Annotated in this window: 21 protein-coding genes and 1 tRNA gene; 9 read left to right on the top strand and 13 right to left on the bottom strand. The window is 69.7% G+C overall.

The window, feature by feature from the left end; translation table 11 throughout:
• Window positions 1–15: 15 nt before the first annotated feature.
• From B3Z70_RS06485 to B3Z70_RS06475, 3 genes are all read right to left on the bottom strand, one after another.
• On the bottom strand, window positions 16–1554 hold the full coding sequence (locus B3Z70_RS06485) for a cryptochrome/photolyase family protein (RefSeq protein ID WP_292045077.1): 1539 nt from the start codon (window positions 1552–1554) through the stop codon (window positions 16–18).
• 92 nt (window positions 1555–1646) lie between these two features.
• A tRNA-Gly gene (locus B3Z70_RS06480) sits at window positions 1647–1721 on the bottom strand.
• Between the two features lie 119 nt (window positions 1722–1840).
• A complete protein-coding gene (locus B3Z70_RS06475; RefSeq protein WP_292045075.1) occupies window positions 1841–2623 on the bottom strand; it encodes an SDR family NAD(P)-dependent oxidoreductase in 783 nt (260 codons plus the stop codon).
• A gap of 55 nt (window positions 2624–2678) precedes the next feature.
• Between B3Z70_RS06475 and B3Z70_RS06470 the strand changes: the two genes are divergently transcribed.
• Window positions 2679–3077, top strand: a complete 399-nt coding sequence (locus tag B3Z70_RS06470; protein ID WP_292045073.1) for a YkvA family protein — start codon at window positions 2679–2681, stop codon at window positions 3075–3077.
• A gap of 136 nt (window positions 3078–3213) precedes the next feature.
• Here B3Z70_RS06470 and B3Z70_RS06465 read toward each other — a convergent pair whose 3' ends face one another.
• Window positions 3214–4215, bottom strand: a complete 1002-nt coding sequence (locus tag B3Z70_RS06465; protein ID WP_292045071.1) for an NADPH:quinone oxidoreductase family protein — start codon at window positions 4213–4215, stop codon at window positions 3214–3216.
• 143 nt (window positions 4216–4358) lie between these two features.
• Here B3Z70_RS06465 and B3Z70_RS06460 point away from each other — a divergent pair, with 143 nt between their 5' ends.
• The gene (locus tag B3Z70_RS06460; protein ID WP_292045069.1) at window positions 4359–5228 is read left to right on the top strand and encodes an isoaspartyl peptidase/L-asparaginase family protein; all 870 of its coding nucleotides are present in this window, start codon (window positions 4359–4361) and stop codon (window positions 5226–5228) included.
• 9 nt (window positions 5229–5237) lie between these two features.
• Here B3Z70_RS06460 and B3Z70_RS06455 read toward each other — a convergent pair whose 3' ends face one another.
• A complete protein-coding gene (locus B3Z70_RS06455; protein ID WP_292045066.1) occupies window positions 5238–7037 on the bottom strand; it encodes an ATP-binding protein in 1800 nt (599 codons plus the stop codon).
• Window positions 7038–7216: 179 nt separating this feature from the next.
• Between B3Z70_RS06455 and B3Z70_RS06450 the strand changes: the two genes are divergently transcribed.
• The gene (locus B3Z70_RS06450; protein WP_292045064.1) at window positions 7217–10084 is read left to right on the top strand and encodes a M16 family metallopeptidase; all 2868 of its coding nucleotides are present in this window, start codon (window positions 7217–7219) and stop codon (window positions 10082–10084) included.
• Between the two features lie 441 nt (window positions 10085–10525).
• Here the strand turns inward: B3Z70_RS06450 and B3Z70_RS06445 are convergent, their stop codons facing one another.
• From B3Z70_RS06445 to B3Z70_RS06430, 4 genes are all read right to left on the bottom strand, one after another.
• Entirely contained in the window at window positions 10526–11356 is an 831-nt protein-coding gene (locus B3Z70_RS06445; protein WP_292045061.1) for a S1 family peptidase, read from the bottom strand.
• Between the two features lie 17 nt (window positions 11357–11373).
• Complete coding sequence (locus tag B3Z70_RS06440) at window positions 11374–11814, bottom strand: DUF350 domain-containing protein (protein ID WP_292045060.1); 441 nt, start codon at window positions 11812–11814, stop codon at window positions 11374–11376.
• 232 nt (window positions 11815–12046) lie between these two features.
• On the bottom strand, window positions 12047–13219 hold the full coding sequence (gene rlmN, locus B3Z70_RS06435; RefSeq protein ID WP_292045058.1) for a 23S rRNA (adenine(2503)-C(2))-methyltransferase RlmN: 1173 nt from the start codon (window positions 13217–13219) through the stop codon (window positions 12047–12049).
• Window positions 13220–13300: 81 nt separating this feature from the next.
• On the bottom strand, window positions 13301–13600 hold the full coding sequence (locus B3Z70_RS06430) for a DUF6356 family protein (protein ID WP_292045056.1): 300 nt from the start codon (window positions 13598–13600) through the stop codon (window positions 13301–13303).
• A 135-nt stretch (window positions 13601–13735) separates the two neighbouring features.
• On the opposite strand from B3Z70_RS06430, the gene B3Z70_RS06425 reads away from it, so the two are divergent.
• Together B3Z70_RS06425 and B3Z70_RS06420 are read left to right on the top strand one after the other, a co-directional pair.
• Window positions 13736–15085: a trypsin-like peptidase domain-containing protein gene (locus B3Z70_RS06425; protein WP_292045054.1), complete on the top strand. Its 1350-nt coding sequence runs from the start codon at window positions 13736–13738 to the stop codon at window positions 15083–15085.
• A gap of 326 nt (window positions 15086–15411) precedes the next feature.
• The gene (locus B3Z70_RS06420) at window positions 15412–15747 is read left to right on the top strand and encodes a DUF2794 domain-containing protein (protein ID WP_292024187.1); all 336 of its coding nucleotides are present in this window, start codon (window positions 15412–15414) and stop codon (window positions 15745–15747) included.
• Window position 15748: 1 nt separating this feature from the next.
• On the opposite strand, the gene B3Z70_RS06415 is transcribed toward B3Z70_RS06420, so the two are convergent.
• Together B3Z70_RS06415 and B3Z70_RS06410 are read right to left on the bottom strand one after the other, a co-directional pair.
• Window positions 15749–16552: a hypothetical protein gene (locus tag B3Z70_RS06415; protein ID WP_292045053.1), complete on the bottom strand. Its 804-nt coding sequence runs from the start codon at window positions 16550–16552 to the stop codon at window positions 15749–15751.
• A gap of 121 nt (window positions 16553–16673) precedes the next feature.
• Window positions 16674–17423 (bottom strand): Bax inhibitor-1/YccA family protein, encoded by a 750-nt coding sequence (locus tag B3Z70_RS06410; protein ID WP_292045050.1) that lies wholly within the window; start codon window positions 17421–17423, stop codon window positions 16674–16676.
• A gap of 130 nt (window positions 17424–17553) precedes the next feature.
• On the opposite strand from B3Z70_RS06410, the gene thpR reads away from it, so the two are divergent.
• The 4 genes from thpR to mmcB are packed head-to-tail and all read left to right on the top strand — an operon-like array spanning window position 17554 to window position 19740.
• Window positions 17554–18093 carry an RNA 2',3'-cyclic phosphodiesterase gene (gene thpR / locus B3Z70_RS06405; RefSeq protein ID WP_292045284.1) on the top strand — a complete coding sequence of 180 codons (540 nt, stop codon included), beginning with the start codon at window positions 17554–17556 and terminating at the stop codon, window positions 18091–18093.
• Window positions 18090–18671 (top strand): GNAT family N-acetyltransferase, encoded by a 582-nt coding sequence (locus tag B3Z70_RS06400; RefSeq protein ID WP_292045049.1) that lies wholly within the window; start codon window positions 18090–18092, stop codon window positions 18669–18671. The genes thpR and B3Z70_RS06400 overlap by 4 nt, the downstream gene beginning before the upstream one ends.
• A 54-nt stretch (window positions 18672–18725) precedes the next feature.
• Window positions 18726–19250: a lipocalin family protein gene (locus B3Z70_RS06395; protein ID WP_292045047.1), complete on the top strand. Its 525-nt coding sequence runs from the start codon at window positions 18726–18728 to the stop codon at window positions 19248–19250.
• Window positions 19251–19296: 46 nt separating this feature from the next.
• Window positions 19297–19740 (top strand): DNA repair putative endonuclease MmcB, encoded by a 444-nt coding sequence (gene mmcB / locus B3Z70_RS06390; protein WP_292045045.1) that lies wholly within the window; start codon window positions 19297–19299, stop codon window positions 19738–19740.
• On the opposite strand, the gene B3Z70_RS06385 is transcribed toward mmcB, so the two are convergent.
• Both B3Z70_RS06385 and B3Z70_RS06380 read right to left on the bottom strand, forming a co-directional pair.
• Window positions 19737–20522: an NlpC/P60 family protein gene (locus tag B3Z70_RS06385; RefSeq protein WP_292045043.1), complete on the bottom strand. Its 786-nt coding sequence runs from the start codon at window positions 20520–20522 to the stop codon at window positions 19737–19739. The genes mmcB and B3Z70_RS06385 overlap by 4 nt on opposite strands.
• 270 nt (window positions 20523–20792) lie before the next feature.
• Window positions 20793–22181 (bottom strand): leucyl aminopeptidase family protein, encoded by a 1389-nt coding sequence (locus B3Z70_RS06380; RefSeq protein WP_292045041.1) that lies wholly within the window; start codon window positions 22179–22181, stop codon window positions 20793–20795.
• Window positions 22182–22262 lie beyond the last annotated feature (81 nt).

The following is a 22262-nucleotide window of genomic DNA, read 5'->3' as shown; positions in this document are numbered from 1 at the left end:
GTCCAGGTTCCGACCTCACCCGACCGGCGTCGCGCCCAGCAGGGTGCGGCACGCCTCCGCCTCGGCCGCCAAGGCCGCGCGCTTCGCCTCGCCGAACCCGTCCAAAGTCTTGTACGGCATGGCCAGGCGCACATTGTCCCTCAGCCGGCGGCGATTGCGCTCCAGAAAGCCCCAATAGAGCCGGTTGAACGGACAGGCGGCGTCGCCGCTCCTGCTCTTCACGTCGTAGCGACAGGCCCCGCAATAGTCGCTCATCCGGTCGATATAGGCGCCCGACGCCGCATAGGGTTTGGACCCCACGATCCCGCCGTCCGCGAACAGGGCCATGCCGCGCGTATTGGGCATCTCCACCCATTCATAGGCGTCGGCGTAGACGCACAGATACCAGTCGTCGACCTGATCGGGATGCACCCCCAGCAGCAGGGCCAGATTGCCCGTCACCATCAGCCGCTGGATATGGTGGGCATAGGCGTTGTCGCGCGTGCTCTTCACCACATCGGCGACGCAGGCCATGTCGGTCTCGCCCGACCAGTAGAACCACGGCAGGGCGCGGTCGGCGTCCAGGAAGTTCCGCACCCGATATTCCGGCGCCTTCAGCCAGTAGACGCCGCGCACGAACTCGCGCCAGCCCAGGATCTGGCGGATGAACCCTTCGACGGCGTTCAGCGGCGCCTTGCCGGCGCGATAGACGCCTTCCGCGCGCCTGCAGACGTCCAGCGGGTCCAGCAGGCCCAGATTGATCGAGGTCGAGATCAGCCCGTGCCACATCCACGGTCGGCCCTCCGCCATCGCATCCTGCCAGTCGCCGAAGCCGGGCAGGACGGTGCGCAGGAAGTCGTCCAGAACCGTTTCCGCCTCCTCGGCCGTGGTGGGCCAGCCGAAGCCGTCCAGCGCGCCGAAATGATCGGGAAACAGCCGCTCCACATCCGCCATCGCCTGGCGCGCCACGGCGTTGGGCGGGATGCGCAACCGCTCGGGCGGGATCACGCCCTTCGCCAGCTTCTTGCGGTTCTCGGCGTCATAGTTCCAGCGTCCGCCCTCGGGCTGGTCGCCGTCCATCAGCAGCCCGGTCGCCCGGCGCATCTCGCGATAGAAGAACTCCATCCGCAGCTGCGACTTGCCCGAGGCCCAGCGCCGGAACCGTTCGTGCGAGCAGAGGAAACGGCGGTCGGGGCGAATCTCGACCGGCAGGCCCGCCCCTTGCGCGAAGGCGGCCAAATGCTCGGCCAGCCGCCATTCGCCGCATTCGGTCATGGCCACGGCGTCGAAACCGCCGTCGTCCAGCGCGCGGGCCAGTTCGCCGGTGATGGAGCCGGTGTTGTCGGGATCGTCGATGGCGACGTATCGCACCGTCAGCCCCTTGGCCCTCAGGCGCTCGGCGTGGTTTCGCATGGCGGCGAAGACCAGGGCGATCTTCTGCTTGTGGTGGCGGACATAGGTCGCCTCGTCGCGCACCTCGGCCATCAAAAGGGTGTCGGCGTCCGGGTCCAGCCCGTCCAGCGCGCGCAGACCATCCGACAGCTGGTCGCCCAGCACCAGCCTCAGAACCGCCAAGCCCGCCTCCGTCGCTTCGTCGTTGCGTCTGGCCCAAACGCAAAAACGGGCCTGACCGACTGGCCAGACCCGTTTTTATTTGCATCCCGACATGGAGCGGGCGAGGCGATTCGAACGCCCGACCCCAACCTTGGCAAGGTTGTGCTCTACCCCTGAGCTACGCCCGCAATCCGTAAAGCGCTACGTGTGCGCCCCGTCGAGGAGGGGGCGTATAGCGGAGGGTTGATCGGTCCTGCAAGAGTGAATTTGCAAAAAGCGACCAAGCCCTGCGCACGCCCCCTGCGCCTCAGCGCGGCGCCAGGCGGATGGCGCCGTCCAGGCGGATGCATTCGCCGTTGATATAGACGTTGCGCGCCAACTCCAGCACCAGCGAGGCATAGTCGGCCGGCGTGCCCAGGCGGCTGGGGAAGGGGATGGCGGCGGCCAGGCTGTCCTGAACCTTCTGGTCCATGCCGGCCATCATCGGCGTCCACATGATGCCGGGCAGGATGGTGTTGCAGCGCACCCCTTCCTGGGCCAGGTCGCGGGCGATGGGCAGGGTCATGGCATAGACGCCGCCCTTGGACGCCGAATAGGCCGCCTGGCCGATCTGGCCGTCCTGGGCCGCCACCGAGGCGGTGTTGACGATCAGGCCGCGCTCGCCGTCCGACATCGGCTCCAGCGTGACCATGCCCGCCGCCGACTGCGACAGGACGCGGAAGGTGCCGAACAGATTGACCCGCACGGTGCGCTCGAACGCCGCCATGTCATGGGCGCGGATCTCGCCGGTGTCCTTCTTGCGCGACACGGTCTTCTGGCCGGTGGCGATGCCGGCGCAGTTGACGGTCAGACGCTCCTGACCGTGGGCGGCGCGGGCCTTTTCGAAGGCCGTGGCGACCGAGGCGTCGTCGGTCACGTCCACCTTGCAGAAGACGCCGCCGATCTCCTTGGCGATCTCTTCGCCACGCTCCTCGTTCAGGTCGAACAGGGCGACCCTGGCGCCGGTGGCGGCGATGGCGCGGGCCGTGCCCTCGCCCAGGCCCGAGGCCCCGCCCGTGACCACCGCGGCGATGCTGCTGTCGAGTTTCATCCTGATCGTTCCTATATTAGGTTGAACCTGAGTTTCGTTTGAGGATTTAGCGGCCATGACCGCCAAAGCCAAACCCGCCGATCCCGCCGACGCCCTGGACCCCAGCCGGGCCCTGGTCCCGTCGGTGGTCAAGGTCAACGAGGTGCGCGTGACCAAGGGCTTCTGGCCCAAGATCCGGCGCACGGCCGCCCGCATCCCCTTCGCGGACCAGGCCCTGGCCGCCTGGTATGCGGCGCGCGATCCTGAGACGCCCCTGCCCGCCAAGGGCATGATCCTCGCCGGCCTGGCCTATTTCGTCATGCCCATCGACGCCATTCCCGACATCTTCGCCGGCATCGGCTACACCGACGACGCCGCCGTCATCGCCGCCCTGATCGCCACCCTGGGCGCCAACATCAAACGTCGCCACCGCGACCAGGCCGAAGAGGCGGTGCAGCGGCTGAAGGCGAAATGAAAATCCTCCACCGAGAAGCGTAGCGGAACGGGGGAGGGGGACCGCGAAGCGGTGGAGGGGGCGAAGGCGCGCGCTGCGCCAGCCGTTTTATATCCAGCGCTCTTCCGCCCCCTCCACCATGCTGCGCGAGGGAGGATTAGCTCTCGACCGTCACCACGATCTTGCCCATGGCCTGGCGGTCGCCGAGCGCCTTGATCGCCTCTCCGGCCTTTTCCAGCGGGAAGGTCCTGGACACGCGCGGCTTGATCTTGCCGTCGGCGTACATCTGCATCAGCTCGGCCATGTTGGCGGCGTGGCCCTTGGGATCGCGCGCCACGGCCGCGCCCCAGAAGACGCCGATCACCGACACCGACTTCAGCAGGGTCAGGTTCAGCGGCAGGGACGGAATGCCCGCCGGGAAACCGACCACCAGATACCGTCCGTTCCAGTCCATGGCCCGCAGCGCCGGATCGGCGTAGTCGCCGCCCACCGCGTCATAGACCACGTCGGCCCCGTCGCGGCCGGTCGCCAGCTTGAACTCGCCCGACAGTTCCTTCTGCGCCGCCCGGTCCATCGGGCCGGACGGATAGATCAGGCCGTTGTCGGCCCCCAGGTCCAGGGCGAACTGCACCTTGTCGTTGGTCGAGGCGGCGGCGACCACCCGCGCGCCCATCGCCTTGCCCAGTTCGACGGCGGCGGCGCCCACGCCCCCGGCGGCGCCCAGCACCAGCAGGGTCTCGCCGGCCTTCAGCTGCGCCCGGTCCTTCAGCGCATAATAGCTGGTGCCATAGGTCATGATCAGGGCCGCCGCCTCCTCGAAGCTCATGGCCTCGGGGATGGGGACGACCGTCTCGGCCCGCACCGCCAGCCGTTCCACCAGCCCGCCCCAGCCGGGCACGGCGATCACCCGGTCGCCCTTGCGCACGCCCTTGACGCCCTCGCCCACCGCCTCGACCACGCCCGCCACCTCGCCGCCGGGCGAGAAGGGGCGTTCGGGCCGGAACTGGTATTTGTCCTCGATGATCAGGGTGTCGGGGAAGTTGATTCCCACCGCCTTGACCTCGACGATCACCTCGCCGGCCTTGGGCGTGGGATCCAGCACCTCCTCCACGACCAGGGTTTCAGGACCACCGGGAGCCTTGGACAGAACAGCGCGCATCAAAGTTTCCTTTCTTGGCCTATCGCGCTTTGCGCTGCTTGAGGCCGTTTTCCCTCGACCGACATGGCGCGGCCTTCATCGCGACGCTAAACAGCGCCACGCCCGATTGAAAGAGGCGACGAAAGCAGGATCACAAAGCCCCCATGACCGCCCTCATCCTCCACGGCGGCGCCGGCGCCCGGCGCGAACGCAACTACGACGCCGAGGTCGTGCATATGCGCCAGGTGGTCGAGGCCATGAAGGTTCGCCTCGACGCGGGCGACAGCGCCCTGGACGTCGCCACGGCCGCCGTCGTCCTGCTGGAGGATTCGGGCCTCTATGTCGCCGGCAAAGGCGCCTCGCCGAACCTGGCCGGGGCCTATGAGCTGGACGCCAGCCTCATGGACGGATCGACCCGCCGCGCCGGATCGGTCGCCGCGCTTCAGGGCTTCCGCAATCCGGTCGTCGCCGCCCGCGCGGTGATGGACAAGACGCCGCATGTCATGCTGGCGGGCGAGGGCGCGGCCCTGTTCGCCCACGACCAGGGGCTGGAGATGATCGCCGACGAGGCCGCCTGGTTCACCGGCGCCGGCAAGGGCGAGGACAACCATCCGCCCGGAACCCTCAGCCACGGCACCGTCGGCGCCTGCGTGCTGGACAGTCAGGGCCGTCTCGCCGCCGCCACCTCGACCGCAGGCGTCTTCGGCAAGATGCCGGGCCGCGTGGGCGACACCCCCATCCCCGCCGCCGGAACCTGGGCCGACGATCGGGCCGCCGCCTCCTGCACCGGCCAGGGCGAATATTTCATCCGCGTCGCCGCCGCCGCCCAGGCCGCCTGGCGCGTCGCCGCCGGCCAGACCCTGGCCGAGGCGACCCAGGCCGTGATCGACCAGATCGGCGCCATGGGCGGCGACGGCGGCATGATCGCCCTGGACGCGGCCGGGAACATCGCCGCCCCCTTCAACAGCCAGGGCATGAAGCACGCCTGGCTGACCCCCGCCGGCGAGATCGGGGTGCGCGTCTTTCCCGACTGATCGGTTCGACTAGCCGCCCGCCCCGCCCGTCACCTCGGACATGGCGGTCAGCAGCTGGCGCAGGTCGATGGGCTTGCTGACCACCGCATCCATGCCGGCGGCGCGATAGGCCTCGACCTGCTCGACCATCGCATTGGCGGTCAGGGCGATGATGGGGGTGCGGGCCAGCCCCTGTTCGGCCTCGCGGCGTCGGATGGCCTGGGTCGCGGTCGGACCGTCCATGCGCGGCATCTGCACGTCCATCAGGATCAGGTCCCAGTCGGCGTCGCGTTCGGCCTCCACCGCCGCCTGACCGTCGTCGACGATGGTCACGTCCAGCCCGACCTGGCCCAGCAGGCCCCGGATCACCTGCTGATTCACCGGATGATCCTCGGCCACCAGAACCCGCAGGCCCCCGTCGGCGCGGGGCGCGGCGGCCGTCGTTTCCTGCGCGACCGGCGCGGCCTTGGTCAGCGGCAGGACGACGACGAAGGTCGCGCCCTGGCCCGGCCGGCTCTCCACCGTGATCCGTCCGCCCATCAGCGCGACCAGCTTGGCCACGATGGACAGGCCCAAGCCCGCCCCGTCGCGCCGATCCCCGTCCGCCGCCTCGATCTGGGTGAAGCGTCGGAACAGCCGGTCGATCTGGTCGGCGGGCACGCCCCGGCCGGTGTCGGACACGCGAAAGGCGACCTCCGCGTCTCCCGCCACGACGTTCAAGGCCACCTCGCCCTCGGTCGTGAACTTGATGGCGTTGGACAACAGGTTGAACAGGATCTGGCGCAGCCGCACCGGATCGACGACGATCCAGCCCAGGTCCGGCGCCGACACCCGCATCGCCAGCCCCTTGCCGTCGGCCAGCGGCCGCAGCGTCTCTGTCACCTGATGGATCAGGGCGTCGGCGTCAGTGGGTCGGGCCACGATCTCCAGCCGCCCCTCCTCGATCCGCGACAGGTCCAGGATCTGGTTGATGAGGTCCAGAAGCGTGTGGGCCGAGCGATCCAGCAGCTCCAGCCGCGCCCGCTGTCGGTCCTCCAGCCCATCGGCGGCCATGAGCTGGGCCATGCCGATCACCCCGTTCAACGGCGTGCGGATCTCGTGGCTCATATTGGCCAGGAACTGCGACTTGGCCGCGTTCGCCTGGTCGGCCTCGCGTCGGGCGGCCTGGGCGGCGTCGCGCTGGCGGACGGCGGTCTCATGCGCGGCCTTGACCTCGTCCAGCAGGGCCTTGTTGCGCTTGTCGGCGACGAACAGCTCGCACCACATGGCGTGGGTGGCGCGGGCGATGATGAACAGGATGGCGACCAGCAGGGCCAGCGCCGCCCCCACCGCCGCCCCGTGCGGTCCGACCAGGGACGGATACAGAACCGCCGCCACCGCCGCGAAGATCGGCGCCGCGGCCAGGGCCAGCAGGCGCGGCGCCGCATTGAACTGCACGAACGCCACCCCGATCGACCAGACCTGGGTGAGCAGCACCACCAGCATCACGTCGTCGCGCGGGTTCTGCAGCCAGGCGGTCAGCGGTCCGGCGACGCCCAGGCCGAACCGGCCCGCCACGATCCCCATCAGCAGCGGCGGCCAATCGCCGCCCGGCGGGGACGTCAATGTCCTCAGCCGCGCGATCCGCCCCTGCGCCCACAGGTCGAAGACGACGCCCGCGCCCGTGAAGGCCAGCGCCAGCCCCGGCCGCCCCAGCGCCGCCAGGATCAGCCCGGCCGCGATCCAGCTGCCGTACAGGACGGCCGGCGGGGTAACCATATTCTTGAGGGTGAAGACCCAGGCGGCGGTTTTTTCGTCGGAGACAGCAGTCGCTTCGGCGGGTCTCGCCACTTGACCTCGGCAGGGGCAGGCCGCTGCATGACGCAGCGCCCCGGTGCTTAGAGCGGCGCCTCGCGGTTGTCCATGCAGCCGCGCATCGCCGCGCGACTTCATTACATCTCGGTAAGGTGCAAGACGGCCAATCGCTGATAGGGTCGCCGCGCCCGGCGTTCCGGGCTTCGGAGCCCCCTATGAAATTCCGCCTGACCGCCACGCTCAAAGCCGGGGCCGCCGCCTCGGCCCTTCTTCTCGGCCTCGCCGCCCCCGCCTTCGCCGAGACCGCGCCCGCCGCCGCAATTATGCAGGCGCCGCAGGGCGTGACCGTGCCCCCGCTGGGCTTCACCAAGCGCGTGCTGGCCAATGGGCTGGAGGTCTATACGGCGCGCGACGCCGACACGTCCAACGTCACGGTCCAGGTCTGGTACAAGGTCGGCTCCAAGGACGATCCGGCCGGCCGTTCGGGCTTCGCCCACCTGTTCGAACACCTGATGTTCAAGTCCACCAGGAACCTTCCGACCGAGACCTTCGACCGGCTGACCGAGGACGTGGGCGGCTCCAACAACGCCTTCACCGCCGACGACACCACCGCCTATTTCGAGACCGTGCCCGCCAACCATCTGGAACGGATGCTGTTCGCCGAGGCCGAGCGCATGGGCTCGCTGGTCGTGGACGAACCGACCTTCGTCGCCGAGCGCGACGTGGTCAAGGAGGAATACCGCCAGCGCATCCTGGCCAATCCCTATGGCCGGCTGTTCGGCCTGTTCGTGCCGGAAACCATCTATCAGGACAGCCCCTATCGCCGCCCCGGCATCGGCTCGATCGAGGAGCTGGAGGCCTCGTCTCTGGACGACGTGCGCCGCTTCCACGCCACCTACTATCGCCCCGACGCCGCCTATCTGATCGTGGCGGGCAACTTCGACCAGGCCCAGCTGGACCGCTGGGTCGATCAGTATTTCGGCCCGCTGAAGAATCCGACCACGCCGATCCCGGCCAACAATGTCGTCGAGCCCGAGCCGACGGGTCCGCGCAACGTCACCTATTATGCGCCGAACGTGCCGCTGCCGGCCGCCGTCGTCGCGTGGCCCACGGTCAAATACGCCGACGCCGACCGCGCGGCCCTGACCGTCCTGGACGGGGTGCTGTCGACCGGCGAATCCAGCCGCCTCTATCGCTCGCTGGTCTATGACAAGCAGATCGCGGCCCAGATCGGCTCCACCCCCGACTTCGCCCAGCAGGCCGGCAATCTGTCGGCCCTGGCCATCATGGCCCAGGGTCACACGGCCGAGGAGGGCGTCGCCGCCCTGAACGAAGAGATCGCCAAGCTGCGCGACGCCCCCGTCACCGCCGAGGAGCTGGCCGAGGCCAAGAACGAGATCGTCGCCAACACCCTGCGCAGCCGCGAGACGGTGGACGACCGCGCCACCGCCCTGGGCTTCTCGCTGATCAAAACCGGATCGGCCGAGGCCGCCGACCAGGAGGTGGCCCAGATCCAGGCCGTCACCGCCGCCGACATCCAGCGCGTCGCCCGCAAATATCTGACGTCGCAACGCCAGTCGACGATCACCTTCCTGGCCGCCGACGACAAGAACCCGGCCTCGGTCCAGAAGATGAACGTGGATGCGCCGGTCAAGGTCGCGGACCTGGCCCCCGCCGGCGAGCCCGCCGTCCTGCTGCCCGAGGCCGAGCGCGCCCGCCTGCCCCAGCCGGGGCCCGAGGTTGCGCCCACGACCCCTGCCGTGGCCGACTTCCGCCTGTCCAACGGCCTGCGCGTCCTGGTCGCCCCGACCGACGGCCTGCCGCTGGTCTCGGCCCGCCTCGGCTTCAAGGCCGGGTCGTCAGACGATCCGGCGGGCAAGGCCGGGGTCGCCGCCCTGACCGCCTCCCTGCTGACCCAGGGCACCAAGACCAGGACCGCGCCCCAGATCGCCACCCAGATCGAACAGCTGGGCGCGGCGGTCGGCGCGGCGGCCGGCGTGGACTTCTCCAACGTCTACGCCAATGCGCCGTCCAACGCCTTCCCCGCGACCGTCGCCCTGATGGCCGATCTGGTGAAGAACCCCGCCTTCGCCGGCGAGGAGCTGGAGCGCCAGCAGGCCCAGACGCTGGACGGCCTGCGCGTCGCCCTCAGCCAGCCGGCCGCCATCGCCGGCATGACCGTGGGCCGCGTCATCTATGGCGACGCCCCCTATGGCGCCCCGGGATCGGGCACGCCCCAGACGGTGCCGGCCATCACGCCCGCCGACGTCGCCGCCTTCCACGCGGCCCGCTATCGCCCGTCGGAGGCGACCCTGGTCTTCTCGGGCGACATCACGCCCGACGCCGCCCGCGCCCTGGCGCAGCAGGCGTTCGGCGACTGGCGCCCCGACGGCGCCGCCCCGGCCGCCGTCGCCGATCCGGCCGGCCAGGCTTTAGCCCCGCGCATCGTCGTGGTGGATCAGCCCGGCGCCGGCCAGGCCGCCGTGGTCGCCGCCGTTCGCGGCGTCGCCCGCACCGATGCGGACTTCTTCCCCCTGACCCTGGGCAACAGCCTGTTGGGCGGCGGTTTCTCGTCGCGGCTGAACCAGGAAATCCGCATCAAGCGCGGCCTGTCCTACGGCGCCTCCTCGTCCTTGGGCGCGCGGGCCGATGCGGGCGTCTTCACCGCCTCGACCCAGACCAAGAACGAGACCGCCGACGAGGTCGCCGACCTGATCCTGGCCGAAATCGCCAAGCTGGGAACCGAGACCCCGACCCCGGCCGACCTGGCCCCGCGCCGCGCCACCCTGATCGGCGGCTTCGGCCGCTCGCTGGAGACGGTGGACGGCCTGGGCACGCTGGTCGCCAATCTGGCGCTCTACGACCTGCCGATGAGCGATCTGGCCGACTACGCCGGCCGCGTCCGCGCCGTCACGCCGGATCAGGTCCAGGCCGCCTTCGCCGAACACCTGCCGGCCAATCGCGCCAGCCTGGTCATCGTCGGCGACGGCTCCAAATTCCTGGACGCCTTGCGGGCCAAACACCCGAACCTGGAAGTCATCGAGGCCGGCGCCCTGAACCTGAACACGGGCGCGCTGAAGTAAGGCGCATCAGACGCAGATAGATCTCCCTCCCCTGCGGGGGAGGGTGGTCGCACAGCGACCGGGTGGGGGCGGTCCCGCAAGGCCGCACCTTGCCGGTTGCAATACAGGGCGGCGAGGCGCCCACCTGCCCTCCCCGCCCGACCGCGCTTCGCTCGACCCCTCCCCGTCTCAAGGAGGGATTAGCGCCGTCTCATCGCCAGCCATCGCAATCCGCCCCCCGACGCCTCGCCTTTTCAAAGGCTTGGCGGCCGGCAGCGTCATTCGACCATACACCGCCCCAAACGGGGTTATGATCGCCCGTGGTCTTTGACATCGCGACGCGCCGACTTGGACTCGTTGGACTCGTTGGACTGTTTTTTTCCGAGTCCAAGTCTCACGTCGAAACGGCGCCGAGTTGGACGGCGCAACTCGGTCTGTTTCCCAGCATGGGCAGTTCGACGGTCAGACCGCCAGGCACACCACCTGGGCCACGCGCAGGTCGCGCCGCAAAGCGTTCGACACCTGGCCATAGTCCTCGGTCGTCACCGCCGGTCCGCGCGCGGCCTCCGCCAGGGTCTGTTCGCCCCGGATGGCGCGGCCGAAGGTTTCGGGCGCGGTGGTGTAGATGCGGCCCCGGCGCGGGGCCTCGGCGATGGTCACGCCCACGACGCGCCCTTGGGAATCCAGCGCCGGCGCCCCCGACAGGCCCGACAGCGTCCCCTCCAGCCCGTCGGTGCGCCCGACCTCGGCCCAGGCCAGCACCGGCTCCTCGCGCGCGCCGCGCCCGAACACCTTCAGCGTCTCGCGGCCCAGCAGCCGCGACGTCACCTCGCCCGGCCGCCCTTGGGGGAAACCGGGGTGGAAGGCCCTCTGGCCCTTCCTCAGCGGATCGCGCACCGCCAGGGGCAGGGCCGCCGGACCGCCGTCTGTGATCAGCAGCGCCACGTCCGCGCGCGGCGCCAGGCGCACGTCGGCCGCCACCGCCCGCCCCGGCCCGACCACCAGCGCCGGCTTGCGACAGCCCTCGACCACATGGCGCGCGGTGATCCAGCGCCCGCGTCCGGCGATGGAGAAGGCGGTGCCGGACGACGGCTGGAACGGGGCCTCGCCCGCATCGATGGTCACGGCCGTGTCGAACGGCGTGATCGGCCCCAGCAGCGGCCCCTCCTCGACGTCCGTCGCCGCGGGCGCGGGCGGGGCGTCGGCGTTCTCGCGCCGGCCCAGCGACACGGCCAGGAAGACGGCCGCCACCGCCCCGTAGATGGCCCAGTCCGGCAGGCGTGGAAACTGCATGATCGTCGGCCGGCCGATCAGCCGGTCAGGGCGGCGGACAGGATCACCGCCGTCGCCAGCTTGGCGCCCAGCAGCACCACCGCCGCCGAAATCTCGCCGTGCCGGATCCGTTCGGGCAGGCCGGTCAGCAACAGGTCCACGACCCGGAAGGCCAGAAGCTGCAGCACCACCGTCGCCACGCCCCAGATGGCGATGTCGCGCACCGAGCTCGACACTGCCAGCGACACGGCCAGCGGCACGGCCAGGCCCACCAATATGCCCGCGAACGCGATGGCCGCCGCCGTATTGCCCTGACGGATCAGCGCCACCTCTTTCCACGGCGTCAGCATCGCATAGACCGTCGCCCCCGCCACGAGCAGCAGCAGGGTCACGATCAGGTGCGCCACCATGACCGGAAAGCCCGAGGCGAAGGCCTGCACCTCGGCGCTAGACAGGACGTTCGACAGGGACGGATCCATAGCCAGACGCCTTGCCCGATTGCGGCCCCAATCCGCAAGCGCGCCCGGGACACACTGGGTGACAATATGTATCCAAAGGTTGTGTCTCCTCCCCATTTCATGGGGAGGTGGCGCGACGCCCCTCGGCGTCGTGACGGAGAGGCTGGCGCCGCATCACCAACGTCTGTGAGACGTCTGGAGCCCCGACGCTACGCGCCGCCGCCCTCCCCGCAAGCGGGGAGGAAACGGTTGGTCAGGCCGCTTCGGCTCCCGCCGCCTGCTCCGCCTTCCTGAGCGCCGAGGCCCGCACCTTCTCGCTTTCGGACTTCAGCTGTCCGCAGGCGGCCAGGATGTCGCGGCCGCGCGGCGTGCGGATCGGGCTGGCGTAGCCGGCCTTGTTCAGGATGGCGGCGAACCGTTCGATGGTCTTCCAGTCCGAGCATTCGTAATCGACGCCCGGCCAGGGGTTGAACGGGATCAGGTTGATCTTGGCCGGAATGCCCTCGATCAGCTTCAACAGGGCGCGCGCCTCCTCGGGGCTGTCGTTGACGCCCTTCAGCATGACGTATTCGAACGTCACCCGCCGCGCGTTCGACAGCCCGGGATAGGCCCGGATGGCCGCCATCAGCTGGTCCAGCGGATACTTCTTGTTCAACGGCACCAGCACGTCGCGCAGCGGATCGTTGGTGGCGTGCAGGCTTATGGCCAGCATGGCCGCCGTGCGGTCGCCCAGCGCCTGCAGCTGCGGCACGACGCCCGAGGTCGAGACCGTGATCCGGCGGCGCGACAGGGCGATGCCCTCGTTGTCCGAAATGATGTCGATGGCGTCCGAGACGTTGTCCAGATTGTAGAGCGGCTCGCCCATGCCCATGAAGACGATGTTCGACAGGCGGCGGTCTTCCTTGGGCGACGGCCATTCGCCCAGGTCGTCGCGCGCCACCTGAACCTGGGCCACGATCTCGGCGGCGGTCAGGTTGCGCACCAGCTTCTGTGTGCCTGTGTGGCAGAAGGTGCAGTTCAGGGTGCAGCCGACCTGGCTGGATACGCACAGGGCGCCGGCGCGGCCCACATCGGGGATATAGACCGTCTCGATCTCGATGCCCGGCGCGGTGCGGATCAGCCATTTGCGCGTGCCGTCCTTGGACACCTGGCGCTCAACCACCTCGGGGCGGGCCAGGGTGAAATGCTCGGCCAGTTTGGCCTGCATGTCCTTGGCGACGTTCGACATGGCCGCGAAGTCGGTCACGCCATAGTGGTGGATCCAGCTCCAGACCTGGCTGGCCCGCATCTTGGCCTTTTCGGGCGGGCAGACGCCGGCGTCGATCAGGGCCTGGCGCAGGCCCGCGCGCGTCAGGCCGCTGAGGTTGACGGGCGCCTTGACGGCGGGGGCGTTCGAGACGCGCGAAAGGTCGAGCGTGATGCTCAAGGCGGCGATCCTGCGTGAGGTTGAGCCGGCCTATATAGCACGGATCCCGGCGATTGCATGGCCGGGGCGGATTCGCGCGCTCTAGAGGCCCACGTCCCAGACGCCCGCGTCGCGCATCCGGGTCTCCTTCGCCTCTTCGGCCCGGCCGCCCATGTCGCGCGCCATGCCGCGAATGGCGGTCGAGACGGTGGCCTTGTGCACTCCCGGAACCACGGCGTGGATGAAGGCGGCGCCGGCCAGACCCATAAGCTTGAAACCGAAGCGGGCCGAGGCGGCCATATGCTGAAAATAGGTTTCGCCCACCTCGCGCGGGTGCTCGCGGAACAGCCGGGCGAACGGGGTCGCGGCGGGGCGGCGGCGGTCCATCGTCGTCTGGCTCATGGTTGGCTCCTGGTTCGGCGTCGGCCGCATGGTCATGCCGGAAGGCTGCAAAAGCAAGTCCCGCCCATCCTCAACGAACCCATCGTCAGGGGCGAAAACTCCGTCTAGGGTCGGGGTTCGATCAAGGGAATGCTCATGCCGATCCGCTCCAAGGCCGTCTCCTCCGTCGCCCTCGCCCTGGCCCTGGCGGCCGCCGCCACGCCCGTCCTGGCCCGGTCCGTCGCCCAGGCGGGCGCGACCGCCGCCGGCCTGCCCTATGACGCGCGCCGCGGGGTGTTCAGCTTCTCCTCGGGGCTGGAGGGCTCGCTGCCGGCGGTGGTGCAGGTCACGACGCTGGGCCAGTCGCGCGGCCCCAGTTCGGATTCGACCGATCCCAAACCCTACGCCTCCGGTTCGGGCGTCATCGTCGACGCGGCCGAGGGGCTGGTCATCACCAACAACCATGTGGTCGAGGGCGGGCGAAAGTTCACCGTGGACCTGACCGACGGCCGCCTGTTCGACGCGGTGCTGGTGGGGGCGGACAAGGCCACCGACATCGCCGTGCTGCGCATCACCCCCGACGGCCGGCCGCTGAACCTGAAACAGGTCCAGACGGTGGATTCCGACACCCTGCGCACGGGCGACCTGGCCTTCGCGGTCGGCTATCCGCTGGGTCTGGACCAGACCCTGACGATGGGCGTCATCTCGGGACTGAACCGCTCAGGGCTAGGCGATGCGGTCGAGGACTATATCCAGACCGACGCGGCCGTGAACTCGGGCAACTCTGGCGGGCCGCTGCTGGACAGCCGGGGCCGGCTGATCGGCATCAACACCTCGATCCTGTCGGGCGGCCTGGGCGGCGGCAACGACGGCATCGCCTTCGCCGTGCCGACGCGGATCATGCTGTATGTCGCCGACCAGTTGAAGAAGAACGGCGAGGTCAAGCGCGGCCAGACCGGCGCCATCTTCGGCTCCCTGAACGCCGAACGGGCGCGCGACCTGCATCTGGGCATCGTGCGCGGCGCGGTCGTCGCCGATGTGGCCCCCGGTTCTCCGGCCGAGCGCGCGGGCCTGCGCCACAACGACGTCATCACCCGCCTGCAGGGCCGGCCGGTCGCCAACGCCGGCTCGGTCAACGCCACGGTGGGCATCGCCGCCCCCGGCTCCGACCTCAGCGTCTCCTATCTGCGCGACGGCCGCGACGCCACGACCTCGCTCAGGGTCGAGACCCCCTCCGACCAGCCGGTGACGATCGGCGCCCAGTCGGTCCTGGCCTATGGGGCGGCCCTGCGGAATCAGGATGGCGGCGCCCAGGTGGTCAGCGTCCAGGCCGGCTCTGCGGCGGCTCAGGCCGATCTGACGGCCGGCGACCTCATCACCGCCGTGGACGGCGCCCCCGTCGCCGACGCCCGCGCCGTCTCCACGGCTCTGCAGTCCGCAAGCGGCGCCACGGCCTTGACGGTGTCGCGAGGGGGAGAGGCCCAGACCGTGACGCTGAACCCCTAGGGGCCGGCGTTTCGGCGGGCTCCAGACAGCGAAACGCCCGCCTTGCCAGGGAGGGGGAGGGGGAAGGCAGGGCGGGCGCTCGCTTGGAGGAAGCATCGGCCGCCGGAGCCCGTAAACTGGAAACATCCAGGGGGCTGGGGGGGCTGTTCAGGATCCGGGACGCTTCCGAACTCCGACGAGCCGATGATCGATATTTCGTCGGCCATACGGGCGGGCGAAGGACCGAAACGGGGCCATTTCGTGTCTGGACCGATTTTCCCCGACGCGGGGCGGCCCGTGGCCTCTCGGGCTCTGGCGTCGCCCGCGGCGCGGCCTAAGTTGAGGACATGAGCATGAACCCTCACGACGCGACGCCCGCCGCCGGACCCGTCTTCTTCGACCGTCGCGAACTGGACCCCATCCTGCGCGTCTATGGCCGGATGGTCGCGCAGGGCGAATGGCGCGACTACGCCATGGTCGGCCACAAGGACTTCGCCGAGTTCGCCGTTTTCCGCCGCACCGGCGACGCCCCCGCCTATCGCATCGAAAAGCGCCCCGCCCTCCAGACCCGCCAGGGCCAGTGGGCCGTCATCGGCGAAGGCGGCCAGATTCTGCGCCGCGGCCGCGACCTGGCCCAGGTGCTGCGGGTGTTCGACGGGCGTAAATTTCAGGTGGTGGATTAGGTCAACGTCGGGCGGGCGGCGTCACGTCACGGATCCGCGCACCCTGCACCTCCCACAGCTTGTCACCCGCCATCGTGTAGATCGGCAGCCGGTTAAGCAGCGACAGGAAGACGTGAACCTCCAGCGGCTGGGGCGCGACGACGACATTCGTCACAAGGCCCACCGTCTGCCCGCCCCGCTGCGCCTGACTACGATCCATGTCGAGGCAGCCGCCCGACAGTTGCTCGCGCTTCTCGACCGTTTGGCCGTCCGCGCTGATGTGAAATCGATAGTGGCCGCCCATCGGAACGAGGTTCGGCTGCGTGGTCGACGCCAACAGCCACACCAGCCATCCCGACCCTTCGGGATCCTTCAGCATCACCGCATTGTAGCGCGCCGAGCAGCGGAGCGGACCGATGGCCTGGGCGGCGGTATTGCGCGCCGCGAATTGCGCGACGTCATCCGCTGACAGCTCAGGTTCGGCGACGTCGATGACAGCACCGGCCTTGAGCTGGGAATCGACCACAACGTCCTTGAAGGCGTGCGGCGCCGCAGGTTCGCCCGACAGGAACCTGACGCGCTGACCACTACCCTCCGGCGTCACGATCCAACCGATAACGCCCTGCGGCGACTGGCCGCCCGAGGCCGCAAGAAGGGCGTCGGTCGCGCGGGCGGCCGCCACGTCCTGACGCCATATGGCCGTCCCCAGTCGCCCCGTTTCGGCGATCGAGAAGGCTTCCACCTGGGCGGGACGGTCCTGCGCCAGAGCCGGCGCGGCGCACAAGGCCGACATGGCGAGCAGCAATCCGAATGCGCGACGGACCATTACGGAAACTCCTTCCAGAACCTTTTTGGAGAGTGACACACAACCCTAACGCTGCATAACCCTTGACCAAAAAGAAAGGGCCCCGCGAGGGGCCCTTTCTGTATCGGTCTTTCGACGACGCCTAGTTCCGGTTGCCGCCCATGAAGCGCAGCAGGAAGAGGAACAGGTTCACGAAGTTGATGAACAGGCTCAGCGCGCCGTAGCTGGTGGCGACGCCCAGGGCGTTCCGGTCGCCTTCGATCGCATAGTAGCTCATCTTCAGGCGCTGGGTGTCGAAGGCGATCAGGCCCGAGAACAGCAGCACGCCGGCGGCGCTGATGATCCAGTACAGGACGCCGTTCGGCCAGAACATGTTGACCAGCGAGGCGATGATCAGGCCGATCACGCCCATGATCAGGAAGGTGCCCATCGGCGAGAGGTCGCGCTTGGTGGTGTAGCCGTACAGGCTGAGACCGCCGAAGGCCGCCGCCGTGACCAGGAAGGTCGAGGCCACGCTGGCGCCAGTGTAGATCAGGAAGACCCAACCCAGCGAGGCGCCCATGGTGGCGACGACCAGCCAGTACAGCACATTGGTCGCACCGGCCGTCGGGTTCTTCATGAAGAACATTGAGCCGAAGATCAGCACCAGCGGGGCGAACTGGATCGCCATGCCCAGAATCGTCATGCCCATCCGCCCGTCGGGGCCGACGGTGTAGAGCAGTTGCTGGACGGCGGGCACGTTGCCGGTCGTGTAGGCCAGGGCCGCGGCGACGACCAGGCCCAGCGCCAGCTTGTTGTAGACGCCCAGCATGAAGCTGCGCAGGCCGGCGTCCACCGACATGTCGGCCGTCTGCGGCAGAGGACGGGCGTAGCCGTTGTTGAAATCGCTCATGGCGACGAACCTTCTCCGATTGGCCGAAGAGACTTCTCCGGTCACTGGCCTCGAATATCGTGAGCCGAGGCCTTCACTGCAAGGAAAACCGGGCTTGGAGCCGCCTGTTCCCGCCGCTACCTTCCGTCGCATGGTTCGTCTGTTCGCCGCCCTGACCCTGCCGCCCGATGTCGCCGACACGCTGAAGCGCCGCCAGTCGGGCCTGCCGGGCGCGCGCTGGCGGCCGCTGGAGGCGCTGCACGTCACCCTGGCCTTCTATGGAGAGATGGATGAACGGCGCGCCGACGATCTGGCCTCGGAACTGGCGCGCGTGGCCGGCGCCCCGTTCGAGATCGCGCTGAAGGGCGTGGACGCCTTCGGCGACGACCACCGCAGCCACACCCTGTGGGCCGGGGTGGAGACGCCCAACGACCGGCTGTCGGTCCTGGCCGGGCGCTGCAAGGCGGCGGGCCAGCGCGCGGGCGTGGCCATGGAGGCGCGCGACTATCGCCCCCATGTCACCCTGGCCTATCTGAAGCCCCAGACCAATCCCGACCGCATCGGCGCCTGGATGGCCGGGCACAATCTGCTGCATTCGCCGCCGATGCGCATCGACCGTTTCGGCCTGTATTCCAGCGTCCTGACCGAGGCCGGCAGCCATTACGAGCTGGAACGGGAGTATCCGTTGTGAGCGACGCCTACGCCGTTCCGCCGCGGGTGATCCTGGGCCCGACGCTGGAGACCGAGCGGCTGGTCCTGCGTCCGCCGGCGGTCGAGGATTTTCCGCGCTGGGCCGACTTCATGGCCGATGCCGAAACCACCCGCTTCATCGGCGGCGCTCAATCGGCGCCCCAGGTCTGGCGTCTGATCTGCACCGTCGCCGGCATGTGGGCCCTGACCGGCGAGGGGATGTTCTCCATCCTGGAGAAGTCCAGCGGCCAGTGGATCGGGCGGATCGGCCCGCTGCACCCCTATGGCTGGCCCGGCCGCGAGGTAGGCTGGAGCCTGCACCGCGACGCCATGGGCAAGGGCTATGCGGTCGAGGCCGCCGCCGCGACCCTGGACTACGCCTTCGACATGCTGGGCTGGGAGGACGTGATCCATTGCGTCGCGCCCGACAACGCGGCCTCGGCGGCGGTCGCCGCGCGGCTGGGATCGCGCAATCGCGGCCCCGGCGTCCTGCCCGAGCCGCTGCAGGACGAGGTCGTGGACCTGTGGGGCCAGACGCGCGCGGAATGGGCGATCAACCGACAGGCTTTGGCGCGCTGACAACCGATCCGGGCTGCGATCCGTATTCCCCTCGTACAGAACGAGGATACGCCCATGTTTCGCGCCAGCCTGATCGCCGCCTCCGCCGCCCTCGCCTTCCTGCCCGCGACGGCCTTCGCCCAGGCGTCCAGCGTGGACTTGGATCGGTTCGACGGCCGCTGGTTCGAGATCGAGCGCAATCACAACAATGTCCAAAAGGACTGCAGCCGCGCTCAGATCGACTTCACGCCGCAGGGCGCCGCCGACCGCTACGCCATCGCCGTGACCTGCACCCGCCGCAACGACGGCAAGGTGGAGGTGCTGCGCGCCAATGCCCGCGTCACCGACACCACGACCAACGCCAAGTTCCGGTTCAGCCTGACCGGCCTGCTCAGTTTCGGCGGCCTGGCGGGCCAGAACTACTGGGTCTACGACCACGCGCCGGACTACAGCTGGGCCATCATGGGCCTGCCGGACAAGTCGAACTGGTGGATCTGGCACCGCAATCAGAACGCCTCCCAGGCCGAGCGCGACCGCATCCTGGGCCGCGTCCGCGCCCTGGGCTTTCCGACCGGGCGGCTGGTCCACACCGGCCTGTAAAGGCGACGCTTGCGATGGGAACGTAGCCGGAACATAAGCTGTCGGCATGTCCGCCGCCGTCCATCTCGAACTGGTCTTCAGCCGCCCGGAGACGACCCTGTCGGTGACGCGGGGCGCCGCGCGGCTGCTGATGGACATGGGCTATGCGCCGCTGCTGGAGGTCTGCCTGCCCAACGGCCGGCGGGCCGACGTCATGGGGATCGGGCGCAAGGGCGACATCGTGATCTGCGAGGTCAAGTCCGGCGTCGACGACTATCGCGTCGACCGCAAATGGCAGGAGTACGGCCCCTTCTGCGACGCCTTCTACTTCGCCGTGGCGCCGGAGTTTCCGCAGACCATCCTGCCGGACGAACCGGGTCTGATCGTCGCCGACGGCTTCGGGGGGGCGGTGGTGCGCGAGGCGGGCGTCACGCCTCTGGCGCCGGCGCGACGCAAGGCCCTGACCCTGGCCTTCGCCCGGCTGGGCGCCATGCGGACGATGCGGGACTAAAGCCGGCGGAACAGCGCGGGTTCGAACCCTTCCGCGATCAGGCGCGCCTCGACCTCGGCCAGGGGTTCGACGACCACCCCCTTGCCGCCCGTGGCGTGGATGATCCGCTCGCCGTCCAGCATCAGGGCCGAATGGCCGGTCCAGTCGTGATCGCCTTCAGGCGCGCGCCAGACGACGATGTCGTTGCGCCGGGCCTCGCCGGCGGCGACCGCCCGTCCGAGCTTCGCCTGGGCGTCCGACCGGCGCGGGCCGGCCAGACCGCAGGCCAGCAGCGCCTGCTGCACCAGGCCCGAACAGTCGGTCGAGATCGAGGATCGCGCGCCCAGGGCGTGCGGCCGGCCCAGCAGGCGCTCGGCCACCGCGCCCAGATCGGTCTCGAAGACGCCGACGGGGCTGAGATCGCCCGCATCCAGCCCCTCGCGCCCCTCGACCACCAGGGCGTTCAGCGGCAGGGCCGCGTCCACGGCCGCCACCCGGTGCGTCGCCAGGGGCGCGCCGGCCGACAGACTGTCGGCCACCACCCAGCCGACCACGCCGTCGCGTCGCGCCCGGCCCCAGGCCCGGCCGTTCGACCGTTCCAGAACGTCGAAAATCTCGCCATGCAGCAGCTGATCGATCCGAGCCTCCGCGTCCGACAGCACGTCCGCCACCGCCACGCGGCAATGCATCGCCTCGGTCGCGCGATACGCCCCGGCGCGCACCAGACCCTCCAACGCCTGTTCGGCGAGGTCGGGGCGGGCGAGGCGGTCGCCGGGCGGAACAAGATCGAGGACGTCGGTCAACGTGAACTCGCGTGATTGAGCCCACAGCCTTATCCCCCGATGGCTTAGGGGCCGTTAACGCCCGTCGCTTTTTCGAAGGAAATCAACAGAACTGCGTTCTTCGGTTTTGCAGATGGCCGCAGCCCTGTCGTCATTCCGGGGCGTCCGCAGGACGAACCCGGAGCCCAGGAAGGCGCTCTCGCCGTCCGATGCCGAGAGTTGTCGCCTACCCCTGGCTTCCGGGTTCTTCGCTACGCTCGCCCCGGAATGACGATGAGAAGGTATTCGGCCCTACCCCGGATAGCGCTGCTTCAGCATGGCGTAGCAGGCGCGCAGGGCTTGGGCCTCGCCGCCTTCGGGCCAGCCGGGGCGGGCGCGCGGATTCCAGGCGAAGATGTCCATGTGCGCCCAGGCGCCGGTCGTCGGCGCGAACTTCTGCAGGAACAGGGCCGCCGTGACCGATCCGGCCTGGGCCCAGCCGGCGGGGTCGTTCCTGAGGTCCGCGATCTCCGCGTCCAGCGCCGTACGATAGCCGGCCCACAGGGGCATCCGCCACAGCGGATCGCCCACCGCGGCCGACGCCGCCAGCAACTGACCGGCCAGCGTCTCGTCGTCGGTATAGAGCGGCGGAAGCTCCGGCCCCAGGGCGATGCGCGCCGCCCCGGTCAGGGTGGCGAAGTCCAGCGTCAGATCCGGTCCGTACTCGCCCGCCCGCGTCAGGGCGTCAGCCAGGATCAGCCGGCCCTCGGCGTCCGTATTGCCGACCTCTATGGTCAGACCCTTTCGGCTGTTCAGGATGTCGCCGGGGCGGAAGGCGTCGCCGGACACCGCATTCTCCACCGCCGCCACGATCACCACCAGCCGCGCGGGCAGGTCCGCCTGCATCACCAGCCGCCCCAGCGCCAGGGCGTGGGCCGAGCCGCCCATGTCTTTCTTCATGTTGCGCATTCCGGCGGCCGCTTTCAGGTCCAGCCCGCCGGTGTCGAACACCACCCCCTTGCCGACTAGGGCGACCAGCGGCAGCTGGGTTTGATCCAGCTTCCAGCCGATCTCGATCAGGCGCGGCGCACGGTGCGGAGCGGCGGCGCGGCCGACGGCGTGGATGGCCGGATAGTTTTCGTCCAGCAGGGCGTCGCCCTCCGTCACCGCAATGCTCGCCCCGGCGCTCTCGGCGATTTCTCGCGCGATGGTCTCGATCTGCAGCGGCCCCATGTCGGCGGCGGGGGTGTCGACCATCTCGCGCGCCAGGGCGCAGGCGGCGACGATGCGCGACGCCTCGGCCACGTCCAGCCCCTCGGGCGCGACCAGCCTGACCGGCGCCCGATCCGGCCGCACCTTGTAGCGGTCGAACACATAGGTCCCGAGCAGGAAGGCCAGGGCCGCCTGATGGGCCGCGTCCGCCGCCTCGATCTCCAGCCGATACAGGCCGCTGGGCAGCCGCGCCGACAGGCCCCGCGCCGTCATCGGATCGAAGGTCTGGCCCGCGCCCAGCAGCACCTCGGCCGGCGCGCCGTCGCCGCCTGCGACGACCAGCAGCTGTCCCGCCTTGCCCTCGAACCCGTTCAGCGTCGCCCAGCGGCCCGCGGCGCCGTCCAGCGCCTGACCGGCCGACACGATACGGATCGGCACGGCGCCCGCGCCGTCGGCGGCGGCGACCAGTAGGGGATGCAGGGCGGACATGGGCGGCCTCGAAACGCGGTTAACCATTGGTTGACGCAGAGCGGCGACCCTGAGCGCGCTAAAGACCCAAGGACCGTTCGG

This window comes from Brevundimonas sp. UBA6550 (assembly GCF_002434505.1).
In the GTDB taxonomy this organism is placed as follows: Bacteria; Pseudomonadota; Alphaproteobacteria; order Caulobacterales; family Caulobacteraceae; genus Brevundimonas.
This window is presented reverse-complemented; position numbering and strand designations above follow the sequence as displayed.